The sequence below is a fragment of the Ferrimicrobium acidiphilum DSM 19497 genome (assembly GCF_000949255.1).
In the GTDB taxonomy this organism is placed as follows: domain Bacteria; phylum Actinomycetota; class Acidimicrobiia; order Acidimicrobiales; family Acidimicrobiaceae; genus Ferrimicrobium; species Ferrimicrobium acidiphilum.
This window is the reverse complement of record NZ_JXUW01000015.1, coordinates 1-21,375: the sequence shown is the minus strand read 5'-3', so window position 1 is coordinate 21,375 and position 21,375 is coordinate 1. Positions and strand designations below refer to the sequence as shown.

17 protein-coding genes are annotated in these 21,375 nt (G+C 53.2%); 3 read left to right on the top strand and 14 right to left on the bottom strand.

Annotated features, from left to right (window positions below; translation table 11 throughout):
• Positions 1 to 43 precede the first annotated feature (43 nt).
• The 6 genes from FEAC_RS08165 to queE all read right to left on the bottom strand — a co-directional run bounded on the left by FEAC_RS08165 (position 44) and on the right by queE (position 6,103).
• Positions 44 to 817 carry an ABC transporter ATP-binding protein gene (locus FEAC_RS08165; RefSeq protein ID WP_052566070.1) on the bottom strand — a complete coding sequence of 258 codons (774 nt, stop codon included), beginning with the start codon at positions 815 to 817 and terminating at the stop codon, positions 44 to 46.
• Positions 818 to 953: 136 nt separating this feature from the next.
• Positions 954 to 1,985, bottom strand: coding sequence for a branched-chain amino acid ABC transporter permease (locus tag FEAC_RS08160; RefSeq protein ID WP_035389401.1), 1,032 nt, complete (start codon positions 1,983 to 1,985; stop codon positions 954 to 956).
• A 95-nt stretch (positions 1,986 to 2,080) separates the two neighbouring features.
• Positions 2,081 to 2,968: a branched-chain amino acid ABC transporter permease gene (locus tag FEAC_RS08155; RefSeq protein ID WP_052566069.1), complete on the bottom strand. Its 888-nt coding sequence runs from the start codon at positions 2,966 to 2,968 to the stop codon at positions 2,081 to 2,083.
• A gap of 5 nt (positions 2,969 to 2,973) precedes the next feature.
• Positions 2,974 to 4,290 (bottom strand): ABC transporter substrate-binding protein, encoded by a 1,317-nt coding sequence (locus FEAC_RS08150; protein WP_035389403.1) that lies wholly within the window; start codon positions 4,288 to 4,290, stop codon positions 2,974 to 2,976.
• Positions 4,291 to 5,108: 818 nt separating this feature from the next.
• Positions 5,109 to 5,462 carry a 6-carboxytetrahydropterin synthase QueD gene (gene queD / locus FEAC_RS08145; RefSeq protein WP_035389405.1) on the bottom strand — a complete coding sequence of 118 codons (354 nt, stop codon included), beginning with the start codon at positions 5,460 to 5,462 and terminating at the stop codon, positions 5,109 to 5,111.
• Entirely contained in the window at positions 5,462 to 6,103 is a 642-nt protein-coding gene (gene queE, locus FEAC_RS08140) for a 7-carboxy-7-deazaguanine synthase (protein WP_035389407.1), read from the bottom strand. Before queE ends, queD begins: the two co-directional genes overlap by 1 nt.
• A 590-nt stretch (positions 6,104 to 6,693) precedes the next feature.
• On the opposite strand from queE, the gene FEAC_RS08135 reads away from it, so the two are divergent.
• Positions 6,694 to 7,443: a DUF169 domain-containing protein gene (locus tag FEAC_RS08135; RefSeq protein ID WP_052566068.1), complete on the top strand. Its 750-nt coding sequence runs from the start codon at positions 6,694 to 6,696 to the stop codon at positions 7,441 to 7,443.
• A 275-nt stretch (positions 7,444 to 7,718) separates the two neighbouring features.
• Here the strand turns inward: FEAC_RS08135 and FEAC_RS08130 are convergent, their stop codons facing one another.
• Together FEAC_RS08130 and FEAC_RS08125 are read right to left on the bottom strand one after the other, a co-directional pair.
• A complete protein-coding gene (locus FEAC_RS08130; RefSeq protein ID WP_052566067.1) occupies positions 7,719 to 8,969 on the bottom strand; it encodes a beta-ketoacyl-[acyl-carrier-protein] synthase family protein in 1,251 nt (416 codons plus the stop codon).
• Positions 8,959 to 10,695, bottom strand: a complete 1,737-nt coding sequence (locus tag FEAC_RS08125) for a class I adenylate-forming enzyme family protein (RefSeq protein WP_081901082.1) — start codon at positions 10,693 to 10,695, stop codon at positions 8,959 to 8,961. Before FEAC_RS08125 ends, FEAC_RS08130 begins: the two co-directional genes overlap by 11 nt.
• A 419-nt stretch (positions 10,696 to 11,114) precedes the next feature.
• Here FEAC_RS08125 and FEAC_RS08120 point away from each other — a divergent pair, with 419 nt between their 5' ends.
• Positions 11,115 to 12,056, top strand: a complete 942-nt coding sequence (locus tag FEAC_RS08120) for a nuclease-related domain-containing protein (protein ID WP_201773873.1) — start codon at positions 11,115 to 11,117, stop codon at positions 12,054 to 12,056.
• Between the two features lie 205 nt (positions 12,057 to 12,261).
• Entirely contained in the window at positions 12,262 to 12,750 is a 489-nt protein-coding gene (locus tag FEAC_RS16375; RefSeq protein ID WP_081901083.1) for a zinc ribbon domain-containing protein, read from the top strand.
• Positions 12,751 to 13,164: 414 nt separating this feature from the next.
• Here the strand turns inward: FEAC_RS16375 and FEAC_RS08115 are convergent, their stop codons facing one another.
• The 6 genes from FEAC_RS08115 to FEAC_RS15555 form a co-directional block, all read right to left on the bottom strand.
• The gene (locus FEAC_RS08115; RefSeq protein ID WP_035389411.1) at positions 13,165 to 13,437 is read right to left on the bottom strand and encodes a hypothetical protein; all 273 of its coding nucleotides are present in this window, start codon (positions 13,435 to 13,437) and stop codon (positions 13,165 to 13,167) included.
• 950 nt (positions 13,438 to 14,387) lie between these two features.
• Complete coding sequence (locus FEAC_RS08110) at positions 14,388 to 15,920, bottom strand: ABC transporter substrate-binding protein (RefSeq protein ID WP_035389412.1); 1,533 nt, start codon at positions 15,918 to 15,920, stop codon at positions 14,388 to 14,390.
• A 239-nt stretch (positions 15,921 to 16,159) separates the two neighbouring features.
• Positions 16,160 to 17,140, bottom strand: a complete 981-nt coding sequence (locus tag FEAC_RS08105; RefSeq protein ID WP_052566066.1) for an ABC transporter ATP-binding protein — start codon at positions 17,138 to 17,140, stop codon at positions 16,160 to 16,162.
• A gap of 97 nt (positions 17,141 to 17,237) precedes the next feature.
• Positions 17,238 to 19,505, bottom strand: a complete 2,268-nt coding sequence (locus FEAC_RS08100; RefSeq protein ID WP_052566065.1) for a dipeptide/oligopeptide/nickel ABC transporter permease/ATP-binding protein — start codon at positions 19,503 to 19,505, stop codon at positions 17,238 to 17,240.
• Positions 19,502 to 20,185: an ABC transporter permease gene (locus FEAC_RS08095; protein ID WP_081901085.1), complete on the bottom strand. Its 684-nt coding sequence runs from the start codon at positions 20,183 to 20,185 to the stop codon at positions 19,502 to 19,504. Before FEAC_RS08095 ends, FEAC_RS08100 begins: the two co-directional genes overlap by 4 nt.
• On the bottom strand, positions 20,182 to 21,375 hold a 1,194-nt coding region (locus FEAC_RS15555), incomplete at its 5' end, for a hypothetical protein (RefSeq protein ID WP_052566063.1). The genes FEAC_RS15555 and FEAC_RS08095, both read right to left, overlap by 4 nt.

Here is a 21,375-nt window from a genome sequence, read left to right as displayed (position 1 = left end):
AACCCACTTCCATCGCAGCATTCCAACTAAGTAGCCGCATACTCTATCCAAGATACGCAGCCTGCACGTCTTCGTTGCGGACGATTTCCTCATAGCTACCCTCTGCTATTTTGCTTCCAAACGACATTACAACTACACGATTACTAAGAGCCTTAACAACCTCCAACGCATGCTCTACGATGACAATAGCAATGCCTTCATCACGTATAGCAATTAGGTCATTGACCAGTTTTTCGACTAAATGCGGTGCAACACCTACCATAGGCTCATCGAGTAGCAACACCTTTGGAGTCGACATGAGACAACGCATGATCTCTACTAGCCGTCGTTGACCACCGCTCAACTCCCTAGCATAGGTATTGGCCTTCTCGGCCATATCAAAACGTTCCAACATCTCCCAAGCACGATCCGCAATAGCCCTATCAGCAGCAAGACTCGCCTTTCTATGAAACACAACCCTTGTCAACCGCGCCCCGCTATAACCATTTCCGGCTGTGACCAGGTTTTCAAATGTCGTCATGTCACCAAACTCGCTGGTCGACTGAAACGTTCTGACCAACCCAAGGCGTGCTCTTCGATAAGATGACAATTTATGGACCTCTCGTCCAGCCAACGTAATCGACCCGCTCACCGTCTTGACCTGGCCACCAAGGGCACCAAGAGCAGTTGACTTCCCGGCGCCGTTGGGTCCAATCAAACCCACCGCTTCACCAGCACGCACATCAAGAGAAAGGCCATCGACAGCTATCACGCCACCATAACGGACCACTACATCCTTGGCAGCGAGTACTACATCGCCATCATCAATACCAGGCAATTGCCACCACCCCTTCTTACCACATCGGACCATTCACTACAGATATTGTGGTCTCAACGAACAACACATCACAAACACCTAGCTCTATGGTGCTGGGAATCAAATCGACACTCCCACCACTGGTAGCCTCCATCAACTAGGTAATCTCACCCAATGAATGACCCGCCGCCTTTACTTGCGGTGAGCGCTTACCCCCCAATACCTTCACATAATTTCCAAAGGAGACAATGTTCCGCTTCTCCGGGATAATCCCCTTGGGTCGAAGCAACAGGCTCGTCATCCACAGCAAGCCGATAACAACCCACTCCAGCGAGCTGATGAGCCCTGGATATCCAATTGGAGGAAGAAAGCGCGGCAATTCGAGAAACAAGATCGGGACCAACAGCGTTCCTAGGATGACTCCCTTGTAGTTACGAATGCCGCCAACAAACATAGCTGTGAATACCACAAACGTCTCTGCATATCCCCAAGCTCCAGGTGACCAGGCACCAAGAAATTCAACCAGCAGACCTCCACTCAGGCCAGCGATAGCTCCACCAATAACGAATACCTGAAGACGCAGAACCGTAGTATTGATCCCGAGGCTTACTGTGGCATCCTCATGATCACGCATTGCTCGCAGAGCACGACCCCATGGAGAGATCGACAACCATCTAACCAACAGGTAGACACCAGCGGCAATTACCAACACCCAAACTAGGTACACCCATTGGTAACCTAATGACGATAATGGCAAGGCTGTCCCTAGTGGCTTTCCGACACCAGTTACACCGTTAGACCCATTAAACAGACTGACGTCAGACTTCACAACTTCCCATGCAATCAGCGAAACAATCAGGAACACTGCTGCCTGGTAATCCTTACGCATTCGACGTAATCCAAAAAGACCCACGACCAATGCTAAGATCGCACCTGCCAACGTCGCGAAAATTAGCGGGAGCGGGAACGGCAGACTCATCCCGAATAGATAGGTCTGAAAGGCATTCGCCCCCGTGTCAGGTCCGAGCGATAGAGATGCGGCGATGTAAGCACCTGCTGCTTGGAAGACTATGAATGCCAGGTTGATGATACCTCCGAAACCAAATTGGAGGTTAAGCGAGAATGCTGACAGTACGTCGATCGCGAAATAGACGAGTAGCGTACTGATATAAAATTCCCAAGCTGACATACCCTATGCCCCCTTCACAACCACGTGGTAACCGTTGCGCCAACCCTCAGCAGTTGAACGCAGATGATTTGAACTGAAGAAATTGGAGCAGACCATCAAAGAGTCAGCTCTCCTTCAGAGGCACCGTGCGCAATAACTCCTGGCCTTGCCAAGAGCACGATCACAAGTACCGCGAAGCCTGCTACGGTGCTATAGGCGGGCTGACCAAACGCAGCAACTACCTGTGTCACGATTCCCATCACTAGAGCAGCAACCACCGCACCACGCGGTGAGCCGGCGCCTCCAAGGAGAGCGGCAGCAACAACCAATGGCAAGAACAGTTCCCCTGTTGAGTAACCAATACTCTGCGAATTGACTATGTAAACCACCCCGGCCAACCCACAAAGAAACCCACTGAGCAGCCAAGTCACAATTACAACCCGCCCAGTACGAATACCACATGAACGAGCAAGCGATGCCTCGGCGGCAGTAGCACGCAACGCCTTACCAATCCTCGTGAATCGAAGGAGTGCCTCCAAACCAAGGAAAACGACTAGGCCGACAACTGCGAGGATCAACTCGGTAGGTGTTATGACTACTGGGCCAAGGTGAATTGGCGCACTCTGGAGAACAGTGAACTGATAGATATTGTTATGCGATAGCGCCTGAAGGCCATAGTCCACAACCAAAGCCAAGCCAAGCGTAACCATCATCATCTCAAATAGCTTTGCTCCACGTCTCGCATATGGTCGAAAGACATAGATGCCAAGCACAAGCGTAATAACAGCTCCGACAATCCCACCTATTAGGAGGGTATACCACGCGTTGATTCCGTGGCTTACCGCAAGATAAGCCACGAAACCAGCCGCCGTCATGACACCTCCATAACTGAGATTGAGCATATTAGTCAACCCAAACTGGATCGTAAACCCCATCGACGCAATGGCTATTACGGAGGCAAGAACGATCCCAAAAGCTATCGCAGAAAGAAGGGTATCTAACATTGCACCTACTGCACACCCTGAACTTTGACTGCACCAATGGCAGCAGACGTGATCAGCCCTTGCGAGATAGGCGCGTACGATGACGAACTCTTGACAGCCTCTTGGTTGCCGTCGGAGTTGTGATACTTATTGAAATCAATAACACCCGTCGCTCCATAGTATTGGATCTGCTTTCCGGCCTTCAAGGCAGCCACACCCTGCGCATAGGTATAGACGACCGTCTTGCCAACTCCAGGGTTGGTGACCTTGGCGATGTAGTTGTTAAACACCGAAGGCTTCACGCTGTGCGCTGCATTCATAGCCAGGGCGGTAGCAATTACACCGTCATAATAGGTCTGCGAGAACGGGTTACTCATATAGGACTGCCACGGTGGTGGAACATTAGTCTTGGTCGCCTTTAGAGAACTCTGAAAGGTAGATATAGCGGCGGTGGGCTTCCCTGGCTCAGTTATCATACCCGTGTAGTACTTGGTGAAGGTACTCGTTCCGAGTGCGCCCTTCACGGCGGTAAGCCACGGCGTAGTAAAGGTTGCTTCCGTTCCTATGATCGGCTTCATTCCACCGAGTTGCTTCAGCTCTCCAAAGAAAGTACCAGCAGTTGTGCCATCGGATTCGGTCATAATGACCTGAGGCTTGGCATTCATCAACTGACGCACCGACGATAGATATGAAGGCTGGTCCGGTGTAATGTTGAGCTCAGTCACGAGCTTCATGTGCAGCGCCTTCAAACTAGCGAGCACGCCAGGAAGGTCTCCTTGCGACCCGCTATCGGTTCCAAATACCGTCGCTACCCTGGTATAACCCTTCTTATGCGCCCAAAGTGCCATGGCCGTCCCGTTAGCAGAGTCGGGCGGGAATAGCCGCCAGAAATACTTATCCGTAGTGGTGTTGAAAGAACTCTCACCAGCTACCGCGTTCATCGGAATCTTGGCCCGATTAAGTATTGGAACGATGGTCGGAGCCGATGCTGTTCCAGGTCCTGTGACCAGAACGAGATTAGATGTAGTCGCGAGCATTTGCTGGACTGCTGGGAGCGCGTCTGCCGGATCACCTCGCGTATCGACACCCTTATACACCAGTTTGTGGCCAAGAACTCCGCCGGCCTTGTTGATCGCATATATCGCCGGCAACACACCACCGGCCTGATTTGATCCCTCGAAATTACTAGACCCAGTGATCGCGATGACCCCAGCGACAACCAGCGACGAACCCTTGCCTACGCTAGTCGTCGAACTCCCAGAGGTCGACGCTGATCCACACGCGGCGAGCGCAACGCTCATCGCGCCGACAAGCACAACCGACTTACCAATCTTTACTCGCAAGACTTCCCCCTATCACTCAATGGCGCAGTCGCCTGGCCATCCCCTACCACAAGAAGTCAACCGCTTCCAGTGGATACTGTATCCAGGATACAGTTTTAACAAGATCGGTGTGGGAAAATAACAAAATATTTTCAATCTTCGGTCAACTCGATCCTCCAACCGTCAAAACCGGCCCTCGATGGCGCCGCCAATCTATGGTGACCGGATATCATCGCGAAGACATATATGGCTTTGATCACCTACTATACGACATAAGGTGCCGGTTGGACTCTACCAAACCTCCGCCCCCACGCAACGGCAAATTCTTGTCTCAGAAGAGTTGACACAGGCCCGGCTGGTTTTGCGTCTACGCAACCGAGTCCTACGCCAGGACCCCGGCGTACAAGAACTGAGTACCACACCACCAACTACTCGGTCACCGAATTTGTGGCAGAGACGAAAGCGAGACCCCGTTGGGACCCAGAGCGCTCACTCAGGTCTTGCAAGATCTCTTACACCTCAGGAAACAAGCAAATGTGCTTCGATTCTCATAGCCAGAGGTCGATGGCTCGTCCTGGATGGATTCAAAACGTCATCTACACTGGGTCCACATTGGTCGACAGTCTCTACTATCACCGCAAAGCATCATCATTACGGATTCACTTAGACGGTGCAAAGCACGAATAGCAGTTATACAACCGCCTCTCGCTGGACAGTCAGAATTCTGGCCATAGTCCACAACGCGAATGACTCCGTGCTCACCACAGCCGATGAGACCCAAACCGAGAGCTGCTCCAAATCATCACGTCCGAAGTGGAAGGCCTCCTTGTCCTTTCGGATCAATCGCCTCGATAGATAGATCCCGAAGTGGGAGTTTCTCGCACAACTATTGACGACAACGGCAACAGGTTCTTAAGCTGGCTCCAAATCCAGATGGCAAGATGCTCGCTGGTCGGATTGGTGAGCCCTTCGATTTCATTGAGCAAATGATGATCCAACTGGGAGCGAATGGGTGCAAAAGCCTCCGTAATGTCTGCAAAGTCCATCACCCAGCCTGTAACTGCATCCACCTGACCCGAGACGTGCACCTCGACCCGATAGGAGTGTCCGTGGAGCTGGGCACACTTGTGTCCTTCACTGACGTTAGGTAGGCGGTGCGCCGCCTCGAACGTAAATTCCTTAAAAATCTCCACTATCGAATCCCCGTATATTTATGAGTCTGAAGGCTCAGCCTCCACTGTGGATGAGCAAGGCAATAGTCGATGGCACGCGCTGTGTTTTCGGCCCTCTTTGGTCCGTCCATAGGTTGCAGTAGAAGGTGATCGAACTGCAACTCCTCGAACAACTCCGGAGGGGCCAACGCCTGCGGGTAGACCAACTTTAGTTCGTCTCCCCGATCCAACACCAGTGGAGCACCAGCCTTCGGGCTCACGCAGATCCAATCGAGTCCACGAGGAGCAGGCTGAGTTCCATTTGTCTCCACACCCACCGCGAACCCTTGATCATGCAACGCATCGACAGCTCTTTCATCGAGTTGAAGCAACGGCTCCCCGCCGGTACATACGACATAGGGCTTACTCCTCGTATGGCTACTGCCTTCCCAGGAGGATGCTATCGCACTGGCAAGATCGATGGCGCTTGCGAATCGTCCTCCACCTGGTCCATCGGTACCGACGAAGTCAGTGTCGCAGAACTGGCAGATTGCCTGAGCACGCTGCGACTCCTTGCCGGTCCAAAGATTACATCTCGAGAAACGGCAGAATACGGCTGGCCGACCTACTTGCATGCCCTCGCCTTGGAGGGTATAGTAAATCTCTTTGACTATGTAGGCCATCAAGCAGCCATTTTGAGTGTCATGAAGTCTTCCAAATCCATCTCCACTGGGTCCATGGAGGACATGTACGCCAGCTTCGAAAATACCAAAAAAATATCTCTAGCAAACATCCAAATTTCATTCGACAACTTCGCCCATAGTTGAGGCTACTAACTCCGCAACCTTGGTTGGACTCCAAAGCAAAACCAGTAGTCGAGTCATTTCTACAACCAGAGAGGGCCATGGCCGGTTGAGTGGTCAACTGGCCTCCTAACCATAGATAGCTATTACCTTCGCTATCAAGGTTAATCGCGCCAAGCACTGGGTTTGTGTGTGGAACGCGAGAGTCTGCCAGAATTAGGGCACAGGCTAATGGTCGAACTCCGAGACAACCATGCAACAACCCGCGCTGCACTTGAGTCGACTAGGTTTCGTCAATAACATGATCTTCTGAAAGAATGGACCGGCCGTCAGCACCACTCACTCTACTTCGGGCGACATCCCGGAAATCGTTAGAGCAGTAGTGATGTCCCGACCAATCCTAGTCCACGCCGACCTATCTCGACGAATAGGCGAAAGGTTTAAAAGCTCAGGGTCTGTAAGCTGGCATCATGGAAAACGCGACCAATGAATTGCTAACAGGCTGGAAAACTCTCGCGAATGAACTGTCGCACTCACTTCACCTCTCAGTTCCACCAGTCAGCATCACCTTCTCAGACGAGTCTCCAGACTCAGTACCTGCCTTCGATGAACCTATGTCCTCGCCATCTGACGATGGACGTGCCGGGAGGGTTCCTGCTAGCTGTGTATTCTGGGTGAAAGCTATCGCTGCAACCTTCACCACCTCGCCCAAGGATCATGGCAACTGTTCTGTCGGCCGATACACTCACGGACTGGCCTCATTCGCAGAGGTCGCCGACAACGCCGACATTGCTGCACTGCTTGAATCGGGATGGGTCGATGGCACCGACGTCGGAAAGATACCAGCGATCTCAAAACGAGCCAACGCCATCAGCTATGGTCCACTTACTGACGCCCGCTTCGCACCTGATGTTGTTTTGTTGAGGGTAAACGGCCGCCAGCTCATGGTGCTCTCTGATGCAGTGCCGGAGCTACGCATCGAGGGAAAACCTCAATGCCATATCGTGGCATTGGCCAAAGAGTACAATCAGGTGGCCGCAAGTGTTGGCTGTGCCCTGAGTCGAGCTAGAACCGGAATGGGCCCAGATGAGATGACTGTTGCCATCCCTGGCTCGCGACTAGCTTCGGTGGTCCAAGCTGTCCGGCAGACCGCGGCGGTGGATACGGTTGTTGCCAAGTATGCAGCAGACGATGCCAAGCGTTTTAAAGTGCGCCAATAATCAGTCAACAACACCCTGGCCTCCAGCAATGTGGTTAACATCGCACCCATTCTTCGCCAACACCTCTGGCGCCTATGGGTGGAGTGGAGATTATCCTCTTTGCGTCGGCACCTCATCTTCAGCTGGACCAAGCAACGCGGCTGGGCACCCGAGGTTCGGTCACGGTTCAGCTCACAAGCTAGGCATCTCTTTCTCCACGTCCTTGGAGGCTACCAACCTGGAAGGATTGATCAGATCCACCGCCAGTAGCCTCGTCTCAGTTAAAACCTGGCAGACTACTCTTCGCCTGGTGCAAAGATTAAGGATACGTTGTGGCCTCCAAAGCCAAAGGAGTTAGACAGCACAAGCGCACCGGGCTTAATCTGTGAGGGAGCAAAAAGTAGTCCTGATGGCGCACCGGCGGTGTCCGGCTGTTCGATGCCGGTATTGGCCGGCATCATATGAGTACGCAACACCTGTACCGACAGAGCGGCCTCGATGGCCCCCGCAGCTCCGAGAGAGTGCCCTAGCGCACCTTTGACAGAAGAGACAGGAACGCCGTCACCCAATACCCTCAACAGAGCGGCAGCCTCAGCAGCATCACCGAGTTTGGTGCCAGTCGCATGAGCACTGACATAGCCAATATCTCGAGAGGTGACTCCCGCCGACTCCATCGCCATCCTCATGACGCGTTCGGCACCCAACCCTGATGGTTCAGGGGCGCTCACATGATGGGCATCGTTGCCGGTTCCAAAGCCCACCAGGTACGCGTATATCTGAGCACCGCGAGCACGTGCTAATGCCTCACTCTCGAGTACGAAAAATGCGCCTCCTTCTCCAAGGGCCATGCCTCGCCGAGCTCGATCAAATGGGCGAACCGCCTCGGCCGCGGACTCATCTGCGTCGAGTGTGGCGAGCGCTCCTGCAGCCATCAGACTCCACATGATTGGGTCCACAAACAAAGTGTCAGCGCCTCCAGCTAGGACACGGTCGCATCTCCCTGTCAGGATCGCCAACATCGCCTCACCAAGCGCCTGCGCTGAGGCTGCGCAGGCTCCCATATAGGTCATTACTGGGCCAGTAACCTGATATTCGATTGCTAGATATGACGCCAACGCAGACGGTATAGCCCGAGTGACCAGCCGAGGAGACACTCTGCCTCTTCCAGCGCGTGTACGTCGATCCTCGTCTACGAGCGATCCTATGCCGCCAAAGGAGGTGCCAACCATGATCGACATTCGCTCTGGACCAACATCACTGGAAGCGATGGAGAGTCCAGCCGACTCCAGCGCCATAGCAGCCGCGCTCGCACCCAGGACTGTGCTCCGATCAGACACAGTACGTACGCGAGCGCTCACCCCTAGGTCCCCCTCCGGAAGTGGTGCTACCGCCACCAAATGTTCTTCATCGAGAATCCGACATCCGAGTGCGGACGAACCCTTCATAAGAGCCGACCAGGTGGTCTCGACGTCGAGGCCAAGCGGCGTAACCATACTAAAGCCGGTAATAGCCACTCGCTGGTCGCGAGCTCGAAGCCTAGGCGTCAAGATCCTCCTCAACAGTACCGTCGTTGGAGATGCGTTCGCGTGCCAACTGGGCTAGCAGATACTTTTGCACCTTCCCAGTTCCCGTCATTGGCCACTCCGATGCCTCGACAAAGAAATAGTAGCGTGGCACTTTAAACTTTGCGAGGTGTTCTCGACACCACTCAATCATCTCTCGACGACTCGCTCTCTCCCCATAACGAAGTTCGATGAGCGCCACCCCAGTCTCCGTGGTCACCGGAGAGGGGACACCTACCACATAGGCCTGATTGACGGCCGGGTGGCGAGAGATCACCTCCTCAATCTCCTTCGGCGAGACATTCTCGCCAGATACCTTATAAAGCTCATTGGCGCGTCCATGGAATTCGAGGTAACCGTTTTCATCTATGCGACCTAGATCACCAGTGCGAAACCACCCATCTTTGTCGATATGCCGAGCCGTCTCATCCGGCTTCCGGTAGTAGCCTCGAGTAACGAAGTTACCTCGGACTGCTAGCTCGCCGATCTCGTTGTCAGCGAGATCCTCTCCGCTATCGGGGTCGATCACCTTGTACTGGCTGTTGGCCCATCCGAACTCCTCAAGACCACTAGGACCACCGGGCTTGATGCGCCCTACCTTGGTGGTAATTACCTCTAGGCTGTCGCCAAGTTCGGTGTGCACTGTTGCCGCCGAAGCCTCAGTACCTCCATAGCCAGTAACCATCTCCGTCAACCCAAAGGCGGCAACCGCTCGCTCCCAGAGCGGTACCGGAGCAGGTGCCGCCGCACACATGAGGGCATAAAGCTCCGATAGCTCATAGCTGGCTCGCTCGGCCTCGGTCACCATGGCGAGCAAAATCGTTGGGACGCAGAGAATATCGTGCGCTCGCAAGTCCTGTACCATTGTCATCGCCTGACTCGGTTTGAAGTTCGGCATCGTAATGATTGTGCCGCCCACGAATGACACCGCCATCAAGCCCTCGACAAATGCGAAGACGTGATAGAGAGGGAGTGGCGTAAATATTCGCCGCCCCTCCTCGAAAGCACGTGAAAGCGCAGTCGAGTATCCACAACGTAACAACATATCACTCGTGAGCATGACGCCCTTCGGTAGGCCGGTGGTGCCAGAGGTGTAGATGATGTTCACCACCTCATCCGGATATCGACTTGCTTCGCGACGAGCATCAAGTTCAGCCTCAGTGACAGATGTCGCCCGAGCCTTAAAGTGCTCCCAGTTTTGAAAACCATCCTGAACAGGCGCATCGGTGGTCTTAATAACCACAACATTCTCTATTGCCAATGTCTTGTCTCCACGTTGATGCTCACGCACTATCGAAGCTACGGCCTTCTCGTGGTCGATTCCAGCTACCGTTTGATGCAGAAACACCCACTTGGAATCAGATTGCTCAAGCAGATAGTCGAGTTCATCCTCGTGGAGCATAGTGTTCAATGGAACCACTACCCCTCCGACCATCGACACGGCCATGCTCAGGAAAATGAACTCGGGTTCGTTGCCTAGCAACAATGCGACATGGTCGCGACGACGCACTCCCAGCGCCATCATAGCGCGAGCCAAAGAACGTGACTCTTCAACAAGCTCCGCATATGTAATAGAGCGATCAGGGGTCACCAACAGAGGGCGGTCGCCAAAACGCGACGCCAGTTCGGTGAAGTGGTCGCCCAAGGTGCGTCGCGGCCAGGGCGAATATTGATCGATTAACCAGGTGCGTCGTTCGGACGGTGTTTTCATTCTCATACCTCCCGGTCCTCGGCGGCTGCCTGGTCGCGCCCAAGCAACCCAACTGAAATCATAGTAATCACATTCCTTGGTATATGCAACTTGTTTCGAGTGCTGCAGCTAGCTCAGCATTTTGACATGGTATGTACCCCGGTGCACCTCTTGCATATCTGCATCGCTGGAGATCTCTTAGCAACCCGCTCCAGTTGACATTGCCGAGGCGTTCAATCGCGTTAACTTCGTCAGCCCTACCGAAAACAGCTTTGGCTGTCCCTGTAGACTTGCTATGGCCGTACGTCTAACACAACAAGGTGTCGATAGACATCCACCAACTCCATTATCACCAGCTGGGGTCATCAACACGGCCATCAAAGCCGAAGAACGAGGTATCCAGTCTTAAGCCTCGAGAACCGGATGTCGATACTCATGCGATGAAACCTCTCGACGTTGTTCACTGGAAGAGATACGGTCAGGACCGGCTCTATGTCAACATGCCCTCTGGTGAGCAGGTAGGTTGGTTTGATCTAAACACCGGTAAAGCAATGCTTGAACGCTATGAACTTCACTCCGAATTCGAGGCTGCCCTGATCGCCTTCGGAGTGCAACCGTTGCAGGAGCACAAGCCAGATCCCGGGACTGACTGCGAAGACCGCCCACGCACACAACCGATCACATCAAATACGCAAATGACAGAAATCGCCTGTCCGCAGGACATCTCATCGTTCGCCCCGCAAACGACCACTCAACAACTTCCTTGGATAGACTTGGCCAAAAACACAGCAGGCGAGGGTATCCAAGAACGTGCACGAGAGCTCCGCGAGGCCACCCCAATCCGTAGCTTCCTGGCTCGTCTATTTGACGAACACACCGACGAACGCGCATTCCGAGTCGGTGCCGCAGGGGAAATGAAGATTGGTCAACGGCTCACCACTCTATCCGATGACTGGAGAGTACTGCACTCGGTGCCAGTAGGGTCACGAGGCTCGGACATAGATCACGTTGTGATCGGACCAGGTGGAGTCTTTACCATCAACACTAAACACCACCCAGATGCATCCATATGGGTATATCACGATGTATTCAAGGTCAATCAACACAATCAGCGTTACGTGCCGAACGCCCGTTTCGAGGCAAGGCGCGCTTCCAACGCATTGACAAAGACAACCGGAATAGGATTGACCGTGACGGCCATAATAGCCGTGGTGGGTGCCCACAAGGGCTTCAACGTAAAAGCACAACCGGCCGACGGAATGGTCTATGTACTTGGCGGCAAATATCTAGTTCCTTGGCTGCTGCGGCACGCGCCGATACTGAGGGCCGATCAGGTGGCAACCATATTCGAGCAAGCAAGGCGCTCAACCACCTGGCTCTAGCACCACTAGGCCCGATACGACCGAGCAACGCAATGATTCGGGAGGCAGGTAAAGCCGATTATCTGACTTCATCATATCCCACTATCGATCGCACCACCAAGCATCAATTGCGTATTCGACTGCACAACCACAGCGCCTGAGCTGCTCTTAAGGGCAATACCCCGCTGGCTAATATGAACTCTATGGGAGCTATCAAGCTAGCAGACTGGACGACAGCGATCGTCAACAACTGTCACAGTGGTCGAGAGGACGCCAGGAACGCTATCTCCAAGACAAAACTGGATTAGAGCTGGACTTGCTGAACGAATCCGGTTCCAGCAAGACTTGCCCCGCGTGCTTAACACGCAACCGATCGTCAGGTCGACACTACCAATGCAAGAACCCAGTTTGTGGGTTTACTTGTCAACGAGACGCCCTAGGAGCAATTAATATCCTCCAGAAGGCTATATACGGGGAATACGTACCCATAAGACCGGATACTACAATCCGAGTCACGTATCTCCGGTCTGTCCAACGTTGGTCACCCGATCAACGCGAGGCACACCATATGGTGCAGTGCCGCAAGGCCAAAGCCTTGAGTAGCGCCCAGAACCGGGCCCTGTCTGAGATAACTCAGACTAGCAAGCCGAAGCTAGCAAACTCATCTACCAGTACCGATCCATCGGTGCTAGACCAGTCGGTCGCGGTAGCTTGATGGGAGCGGTGCCAGGTAACCTCAACCAAACAGCGGAGCCAGAAGCCACGTCTGTAAGGGCGGGGAGGTTCACGAGCGTTTCAGTCTCTCACCGTGACAGACATAGCCGTAAACAGACTGTGCGCAGCCTATCGCCAAAGCGACCTCTCTTAGTGCCAGCACAGCTAGCCCAAAGAAAGGCTATCGAAAGCCGAACTCGTCCAGGAAAATAAACGATCTAGACTGTTCTCGAGCCGACTCGCTCGGCTATTGTTTCCGTACCCGTCACCGGCGCAGCATGCCCACCCATCAAGCAACAACCAAGTCACGAACGCGTCATGGCCTCGCGAGAATTCAACCCGGATCGACAACCTTCCGGAAATCGAATCTCAGTAGTGTCAACTCTCACGGGGCCAATCTTCACACCGGTTTCAGTTAGCCCAAATTATCCTTACTATCGACAGACCTGACGGTACCAACAGGAGTACTGTTGACTTGCTCAGTTGTCACAGTATGACGACGGCTCCCTGTCAACGCCACCAAGATACCTAAAAGAATGGTCACGACTCCAATAACGAGCAAAATAAGACCCACCTCAGTGATGGAAAATCCTGTCGCGCTAGCCGTGACAGCATATCTCATTATTGCCCCAGCTGCCACCAGGATGATTCCAAAAACAATAATTCCTGTACCAATTGGACGATTCATAATATTTCGCCTCCTAACTGAATTGTAGCCGCAATCGCGGTCCATATTTCGGAAACAGCGTATTTGTGATCAAAGTTTTCACAATCACACTGCCCCACTACCAGTTGAGCTTCTTAAGAAGCACCCAAATCGGGTGTTTCCGCTTACTAGTGTCCTCCTGACAAGCACAATCAACTCCGGTAGGAAAGTTTTATGCACTCACCAAACGATCCACTGGCAGTAGTAACGGATGGAATACGGTGACCGTTACAAGGTTTTGATCACCATAGCAACACAACTTACTCAGAATCCTGGGTGACCTTTTTCAAACTACAGCAGCACCCGCAACTGCCCTAGGAACGAAACCAGTCTAGGAGGCTTTTCACGACCCGCCAATGCCACGCGACTGCACCGGTCCGTAGAGTCAGTCATCCAGGCCAACTCTCTGTCAGCGACTGCCACTTTTCTGTCACTCTTACCAATGCGACTCCATCGGTATGGAGGCGCAAACAACCCTGGGTGATCTCCTATTTCTCGCGCAAGCACCCAACCAAAAGCGGCGCCACAAGGAGAACAAAACCACCTCTTCCATATCTGAGTTACAGGTGTTCAAGAGTCAACCCGCGACACCAGATCTGGCATCGCAATATCATTGGCTGAAATCCCCACCACCGCCCAATCTTCCCCAAACGATCGCGAACACCAAGGAGGGTAGATCCAAAACTATCACGACTAGAAATATCCGGCCGTGAGCAGTCGATTCACAAAACGGTGAGACAAAGAGCTCAATTAACACTCTCATCGGCGGTGTTTGCTGTTCTGAAATCGCCAAGCACCGCCGGGAGGTCACTGGATACAGACGTTCAGCAGAGATGCATCATCTCTATCACATCGAGCGAACTGGGCTAAGGCTCTCCCCGAGAGGTCCTACGTACTGACGTGGGACTCCTCGAGGAGAGTTTCACAACCGATCAGCCTCGGGGTCGCAGGTGTAGCACAACAACCTCGTTTGTCGGGTTATCAGGCTGTCCAGACTCGTAGGGGTTTGATGGTGTTGGCCATCCGACAAAGTTGGTGCTGTTGTACTCGTCGAAGGCCGCACCATATACCGTCGGTATAACCGGCAGGTTGGTCGCCACATATTTCGCGATAGGGATAAGAGCTGTTCTCTGCGTCGCCAAAGTAGATGCCTGCGCTAAATTAGCCAAATCAGCGTTGATTGCAGCGTTCTTCAACCGCTCATAATCGCCAGTCGCCGAAGTGGTCGCGAGCGAGGAGGCCAACCAGCCCTCATACTGCTGGTAGGGGCTGATACCCTGAGCCGACCAGTGCTCGGTCAACTGGAAATTTCCGGACGCAACATCGCTTGACCAAGCCGACACCGACATGCCAACGAACTTCGCATCGATGTGAGCCTTCTGCAGATCTTGGGCAACGATCTCGTCATCCGCAGCGTAGTCACTATACGAAGATGGGTCAACTATACTCAGCGCCACCGTCTTGCCATGGAGCTGGTAATAGCCATTGGAGCCGATCGTATACCCTGCACTCTTCAATACCGCGTCAGCAGTTGATGCGCTTCCGCTGTCACTCAAGGCATACTTAGAAAGAGCCGAGCTGCTGTAAGCCGAAAATGTTGGGAGAACAAGACCAGATCCATTAGTCACCGGAGGTTCAAGGCCAGATTCACCTTGACTCGAAATGGCGTTACGATTTATCGCATCGCTGATAGCTCTACGTACCGCCAACTGATTCGTTGGCCATTGATTCAGATTAGGAATGAGAGCAACAGTATTCAATGGATCGAACCATGCTTTATGATGAGCTGGATTGGGATTGATGAACAACTTATTCAGTCCAGTTATGAAGTTACCCGCCCATTGAGCTTGTCCAGTATCGAGTGCCTCCAAGGCAGTGGTGTTCGAAGAATAAACCGGGAAATCTAGCGTACTCACGTGTACCGGTTGCCAATAGAGACTATTTTTCGTAAGTGTGAATCCCTCGGGAGTGAAGTTTGCCAACTTGTACGGCCCAGTGCCAACAGGGTTCGGATCCGAATACTTGCCGGGATCACCAACAGCACTCCAAATTGACTTAGGAACAATTGGAACATTCGCTATACCCTGAAGATTAGTATACTGTGGACTAGGGAATGTTACTGTGACGGTATCACCAGACACAGACACATTATTAATAGATAGTCCACCAGTATTAATATCCGGATATTTCTTCACCAATTCATAGGTGAATGCAACATCACTCGGGGTAAGAGCACTACCATTATTCCACTTCACGCCTTTACGAATGGTAAAGGTGATTGCCGTACCATTTGAATTCCACTTGTACGATGTTGCCAACCACGGATACTTCACCGTCGGCTTCGCTAAATCGAACTGAATTAACGGTTCGTAGATCATCGACGTCGCACCAAGCAACTGTCCTGCAGACGTCGCTAGGAATGGGTTGAAGTTCCTGCTTATAGGATTGGTTGGACTCGACTCCATGGTCAACACCTGCGCAGTTGAAGTTTTAGATGAAGTACTGGACTGCGTCTGAATACTGCTCGAAGCACCACAAGCGCTCAACGTAATGCCCGTTGCCACAAGTGTGGCCGCGCTGAGTCGGAATCGCCGGTTGTTAAGGATTTTCATTTTAGCTGCTAGCCTTTCAATATCTAGGTGAAATAACACATCACTGGAGGGCACGCGCTCGGTGGGGCCGGGCGCGTGCCTCAAACCCTCTCTCAGATCTCTACTGTCCCCCCTTCGTGAATTCCAAAATGAGTCACTGACGCTCTGTCGGACTGCGTTGTTTTTATCTCTAGGTTCCAGCAGTTAGCAAAATGAGCACCTCCAACCTCTGTGGTAGGTGGATAACTTTCCATGCAGATGTCGGTTACTAATGGGCAGCGTACTGCAAAGGGACAACCGATATTAGTTCTAGCTCCTGACGATGTGGGGGTCAAAATGTTGAGGTGTTGCGACCGGTTTACAGCAATCGAATCTGGGTCAGGCGATGAACGTATCAATAGCTGCGTGTAAGGATGTGATGGTATCTGGGTAACCTCCTCGGCGGTTCCGCGCTCCACCACCTGCCCTGCATACATCACCACAATCTCGTCAGCCAAATAGCGCGCCGATGCAATATCATGGGTGATATAAAGCACCGCTAAACCTAACCGACTCCGTAGATCATCTAGTAGAGCTAGGATCTCCAAACGGATCGAGACATCTAACATCGAAACCGGTTCATCAGCCAACAACACCATCGGCTTGGCGGCTAGTGCGCGAGCTATCGATACTCGTTGGCGCTGACCGCCAGACAATTCATGTGGATACTTACTCAAATAACGGCTCGATGGTGTGAGTCGCACCTGCTCCATCAGATCATCGAGCTGAGCCTGCAGCTCCTGGCCATGCAGATGTTGATGGATCTTGATCGGACGCTCAAGATGGTAGCGTATCGTGTGAACCGGGTTCAGAGATGCAAACGGATCTTGAAAGATCATCTGCACCACCCGTTTGTACTCCTTAAACCTCCGTTTGCTCTTGACCGTGATAGCCGATCCTGCCAACTCAACATGTCCAGTACTAGGGATCTCCCGTCCGGCGAGCAACTTGGCAAGAGTAGATTTACCGGAGCCTGATTCGCCAACCACTGCAAGCACTCGCCCTTGATGGAGCTCAATAGAGACATCCTTGACGGCGTCTAGATATCCTCCCACACCGCGCGTTAGCCGACATCATTTCCCGACGCCAACGGCTGCAAGGCTTGGAAACTCGCCATCACTGCTCTGCGACTTCCCGTTGTTGACTCCCCGTTCAAACGCTGTCATAGCTACCTCGATCCCGCGATGCTGTCATGTCACCAACGACGCCTACGTCCGTTGCCGTTCCACGAATTCGTTCAGGAAAGGGGCAGGCGCTCATGTGACCCAGCCCATGTCCACAATCTAACGTCAACAACGTCGGATGAATTTTTGTGCAGGCATCGTCACTATAACGACATCTTGGAACAAAGGGGCAACCCTGCACGGCATCGCGCAAATCGGGTGGGGTGCCTGGTATCCCTGCGAGGCTCCTCCGCGGTCCATGCAGCGGAGGGAACGAGTTGAGCAGACCTTCGGTGTAGGGGTGGCCGATCCGAGCCACCACATCCGAGGTCTCGCCAATCTCCATCAGACTTCCGGCGTACATAATCGCAAGCCTGTCGGCCAACTCAACCAGCAGCGAGAGGTCATGAGTGATAAATAGGACAGAGAAGCCGAGTCGATCCTTCAATTCGCTGATCTGAGCAAGAATGTCCCGTTGTACAACCACGTCCAGAGCCGTTGTCGGCTCATCCATGATGATCAGCCGTGGATTCACAGTAAGTGCCATCGCAATCATAACTCGTTGCCGCATGCCACCAGAGAGCTCATGGGGGTAGCTTCTCAATCTATTCCGAGGTATGTTGACGAGATCGATTACCTCGTTAATTCGATCCCTTGCTTCGTCACGGCTCAAATCGAGATGTCTCTCTATCGGGTCGAGCAGCTGATCCTCGATCCGCAGCACCGGGTTGAGCGCGTTCATAGCGCTCTGGAAGACGATAGAAATCTCTCGCCAACGCAGGCGATCGAGATCGCCTGCACTCACTTTCATCAGATCAAGCTCACTAGCGCCACGGCGACTTCCCCTGTAGATCGCAGATCCGGATGTTATGACCGCGGGTGGCCGGAGGAGGCGACAGGTGCCATAGGCAAGCGTAGATTTACCCGATCCCGACTCTCCCGCCAAGCCTATGATCTCTGCCTGGCGGATGGCAAGGTTGACGTTGTTAACTGCTTTCAGATCGCCAGTTCCAGACCGATAAGCGATGCTCAAGTCGCGGATCTCGAGAATATTAGAGTCAGTCGACGCGCCGTGAACCTGGCCATTCAATCCACCGGACTGGTGGACATCCACCGCATTGACCAGAGCTGAGCCCGATCGATCATGTCCGTCTACCCGTTGGAGAGACTCGAACGATACCGAATTAGTGCCATCGCCACTTAGCGATGAATTGCTAATTTCATCCGTTCTGGGTACAAGTGTGTCATGACCACGCCGCCTCCAAGATCGTCCACCGGTTTTCACTAGAGCTTGAACTGCCGTCGGGTCAGACGGACTCCACAGCCTACCGTTTATGCGACTAACTGCACCACTGTCACGCAGGCGAGGATTTCCGAGTTCATCGAGACCGAAGTTGACCAGTACCAGCCCAGTCCCTATGAGTGCGATAAGCACTCCTGGTATGGCAAACCACCACCACGCCCCTAATTCAAGTGCGTTCCCATTCTGAGCCCAATACAGGATCGTACCAAGACTCCAGGTCGAGGTATTGCCGATGCCCAGGAAGTCGAGTCCTACCGAAGCTCCGATCGCGTACAGCACTGCACTAACAAAACTTGCCGCGATCAAACTTATCTGGTTCGGCACGATATCGTAAAAGATTATCTTCCAACTGCTCTCACCGGTCTCCTGGGCGGCGGCCACAAAGTCCTTATTTCGAAGTGACAGGGTCTGTGCCCTGATCACTCTGGCACCCCATGGCCACCCAAGCAAAGACAACATCGCAATAATCGGCACCTGTCCAGTCCCTGGAAATGCGCCAAGCACCACAATCAAGAACGGAAGTGCCGGAAAGACCAGGAACAGATTAGAGAGCAGCGACAAGAATTCATCCCACTTAGCGCCCAAATAACCAGCTGACACTCCAACGACCACCGCGAGAAACGTGGCGATCACACCGGTAACGACTCCAATCAGCATGGTGGTGCGCGTCCCAATCAGTACCTGAGATAAGACGTCCCTACCCAGCTGATCGGTGCCAAGGAGATGACTTAGGCTGGGGGCCGCTACCGACATCCCCTTGGCAGTACTCTCGGCGGAAGGACTGTACGGAGCCAGCAGCGGACCGAAGATCGCAACCAGAACGAAGAAACCGAGTATCACAACCCCGACAAGTGTTTTCTTGTTTCTGAGGAACAAAGGTAGCTGTCTTTTCGATTGCGCTGGTGCTGGTGTCTCCGACAGTGGACTATCGCTCAACGTAGTCGACATCATCATGCCACCCCCCTGCGTCGGACCCGTGGATCCAGGAGGACGTAGATTACATCAGCGCCGATATTCGCGAGCAAGACGGTCACCGAAATAATCAGAAAGATCGCTTGAGTGAGCGGATAGTCGTCTGATGTTACCGCGTTATAGAGTTGAGTGCCTATACCAGGGTAATTGAAGACAATCTCCATCAGTAACGTCCCTGAGACCACAAAACCAAGTGCCAATGCGAACCCAGAGATAGACGGAAGGATGGCATTCCTTGCCCCGTAGGTGAAGATGACCCTTCGCTTGGAGAGCCCCTTCGCTTGGGCTGCAAGTACATAGTCCTCACCCATAGTCGACACCATGACATTACGCATCTGGAGCATCCAGCCTGCAGCGGAGGTAAGCACGATGGTGAGGGCAGGAAGAATCGAATGGACGACCGCACTGGAGATAAATGGCCAATTGAACCCCACGATCAACCCGTTGCTAAAACCTTGTTGAGCTGGGAACCAATTGAAGTGCAGAGCAAGCAACCATACCAACACTAGGGCAAGGAAGAAGTACGGCGTCGCCTGAAGGAAGCTCAATGCAGGCAGGAGTTGGTCGAGTTTGCCTCCTCGCCTCCATGCTGCAAGCATCCCGAGACCGGTCCCTAGGGCTCCTCTGGTATCCCAGTCTTTAATTTTGAGCCAAGTTTTCAAGCAGCGGCTTTGAGTTTTGCATGTTCGAGATAGTTGCCGACATAGTTCTCTATCGTGTTGAGTGCGCGCTGTAACCCGATAGGAGCAGGTTGCTGGTTGGCTGCGAGAAGGGGTGGCAGAACGCGGTGGCCTAGCTTGGTATAGGTGATGGCAAAGCGGATTCCCTCTGGCGTAAGCGTATAGCTGTTGGTATGGGGAATCCTTGTAATGAGACCTTTGAGGCGCAGCTTACGCAGGTCATAGGTCATCTGCGCGGCGCTATAGGGACCACCAAGCAGCTGGGACACCGAGGCACGAAGGCTCTTGTTGGTGAAGCCGATGACGGTATTTAGCGCCACGCAGAGCGCATCGGCCAGGGCCATGACGCGTTTATCCCCGAAGCGTATCGCTCCGGTTCGTCTGCCCTCCTCTAGCGAGGGCTGTGAGATCCGCTCCCATAGAGCAGTCTCGATGGCACAGCCCTGACCGGCACGTTGGATGTCAAGTAGTCGACGATTGGCGGCTCGAGCCTTGTCGATCAACTCGGCGAGGTTGCGGAGGCGACGTTGCACACCAAGATCGGTGGGGCTATTGACCACCGTCTCAATACGGAGTGCACGACCCTCCTTGAGGTATTCCTTGATACGAGAGTGTTTGTAGAACGCGTTGATGGTGACATCGGTTCCCCGTGTTACGATCCTGGTTGCGAACTCAGCGTTGGTGTTCTTACGGATCTGGCGAGCAAAGATTAGCTTGACTTCATCTGGGCGGCCGATGTCGATGTTGTCGGCCACGGTTGACTCGAAGAAGGCCCGGGCTCGACGAGGTGCATCAAAGACGATAGTGCGAGAGACCTCGATCTGACGCATTGACAACTCCCACCAGAAACCGGCCAAACGGTCTCTATCGTCGAGTGGGATTGGGATGACCTGCATCCAACGGTGGAAGAACTCCTCGATCTGGTTTGGACCAAGACGGTTACAGAGAGCTTGAAGAGCTACAGAGTCCTCACAGGAGGCGAACCCATTGGCTAACTCCGTGAATCCGATACCTGCTTTGAGCGCTTGACGTTTCGCCCATTCGTGTCCGTTGACCCAGACCTTTCCCGGATAGGGGAAGTACGAGCAGATCTTGATGAACCCGGCTCCGAAGTCGGCATCCATGAGATAGAAGTAGTAAGCGGTGACTCGTCGATCAGCCTTTGCGAAGGT

Coding starts and splice junctions, on each gene's coding strand:
- FEAC_RS08135 (WP_052566068.1), top strand. CDS start 6,694: ATGGAAAACGCGACCAATGAATTGCTAACAGGCTGGAAAACTCTCGCG.
- FEAC_RS08155 (WP_052566069.1), bottom strand. CDS start 2,968: ATGTTAGATACCCTTCTTTCTGCGATAGCTTTTGGGATCGTTCTTGCC.
- FEAC_RS08110 (WP_035389412.1), bottom strand. CDS start 15,920: ATGGAGTCGAGTCCAACCAATCCTATAAGCAGGAACTTCAACCCATTC.
- FEAC_RS08125 (WP_081901082.1), bottom strand. CDS start 10,695: ATGAAAACACCGTCCGAACGACGCACCTGGTTAATCGATCAATATTCG.
- queE (WP_035389407.1), bottom strand. CDS start 6,103: ATGGCCTACATAGTCAAAGAGATTTACTATACCCTCCAAGGCGAGGGC.
- FEAC_RS08120 (WP_201773873.1), top strand. CDS start 11,115: ATGAAACCTCTCGACGTTGTTCACTGGAAGAGATACGGTCAGGACCGG.
- FEAC_RS08160 (WP_035389401.1), bottom strand. CDS start 1,985: ATGTCAGCTTGGGAATTTTATATCAGTACGCTACTCGTCTATTTCGCG.
- FEAC_RS08115 (WP_035389411.1), bottom strand. CDS start 13,437: ATGAATCGTCCAATTGGTACAGGAATTATTGTTTTTGGAATCATCCTG.
- FEAC_RS08100 (WP_052566065.1), bottom strand. CDS start 19,505: ATGATGATGTCGACTACGTTGAGCGATAGTCCACTGTCGGAGACACCA.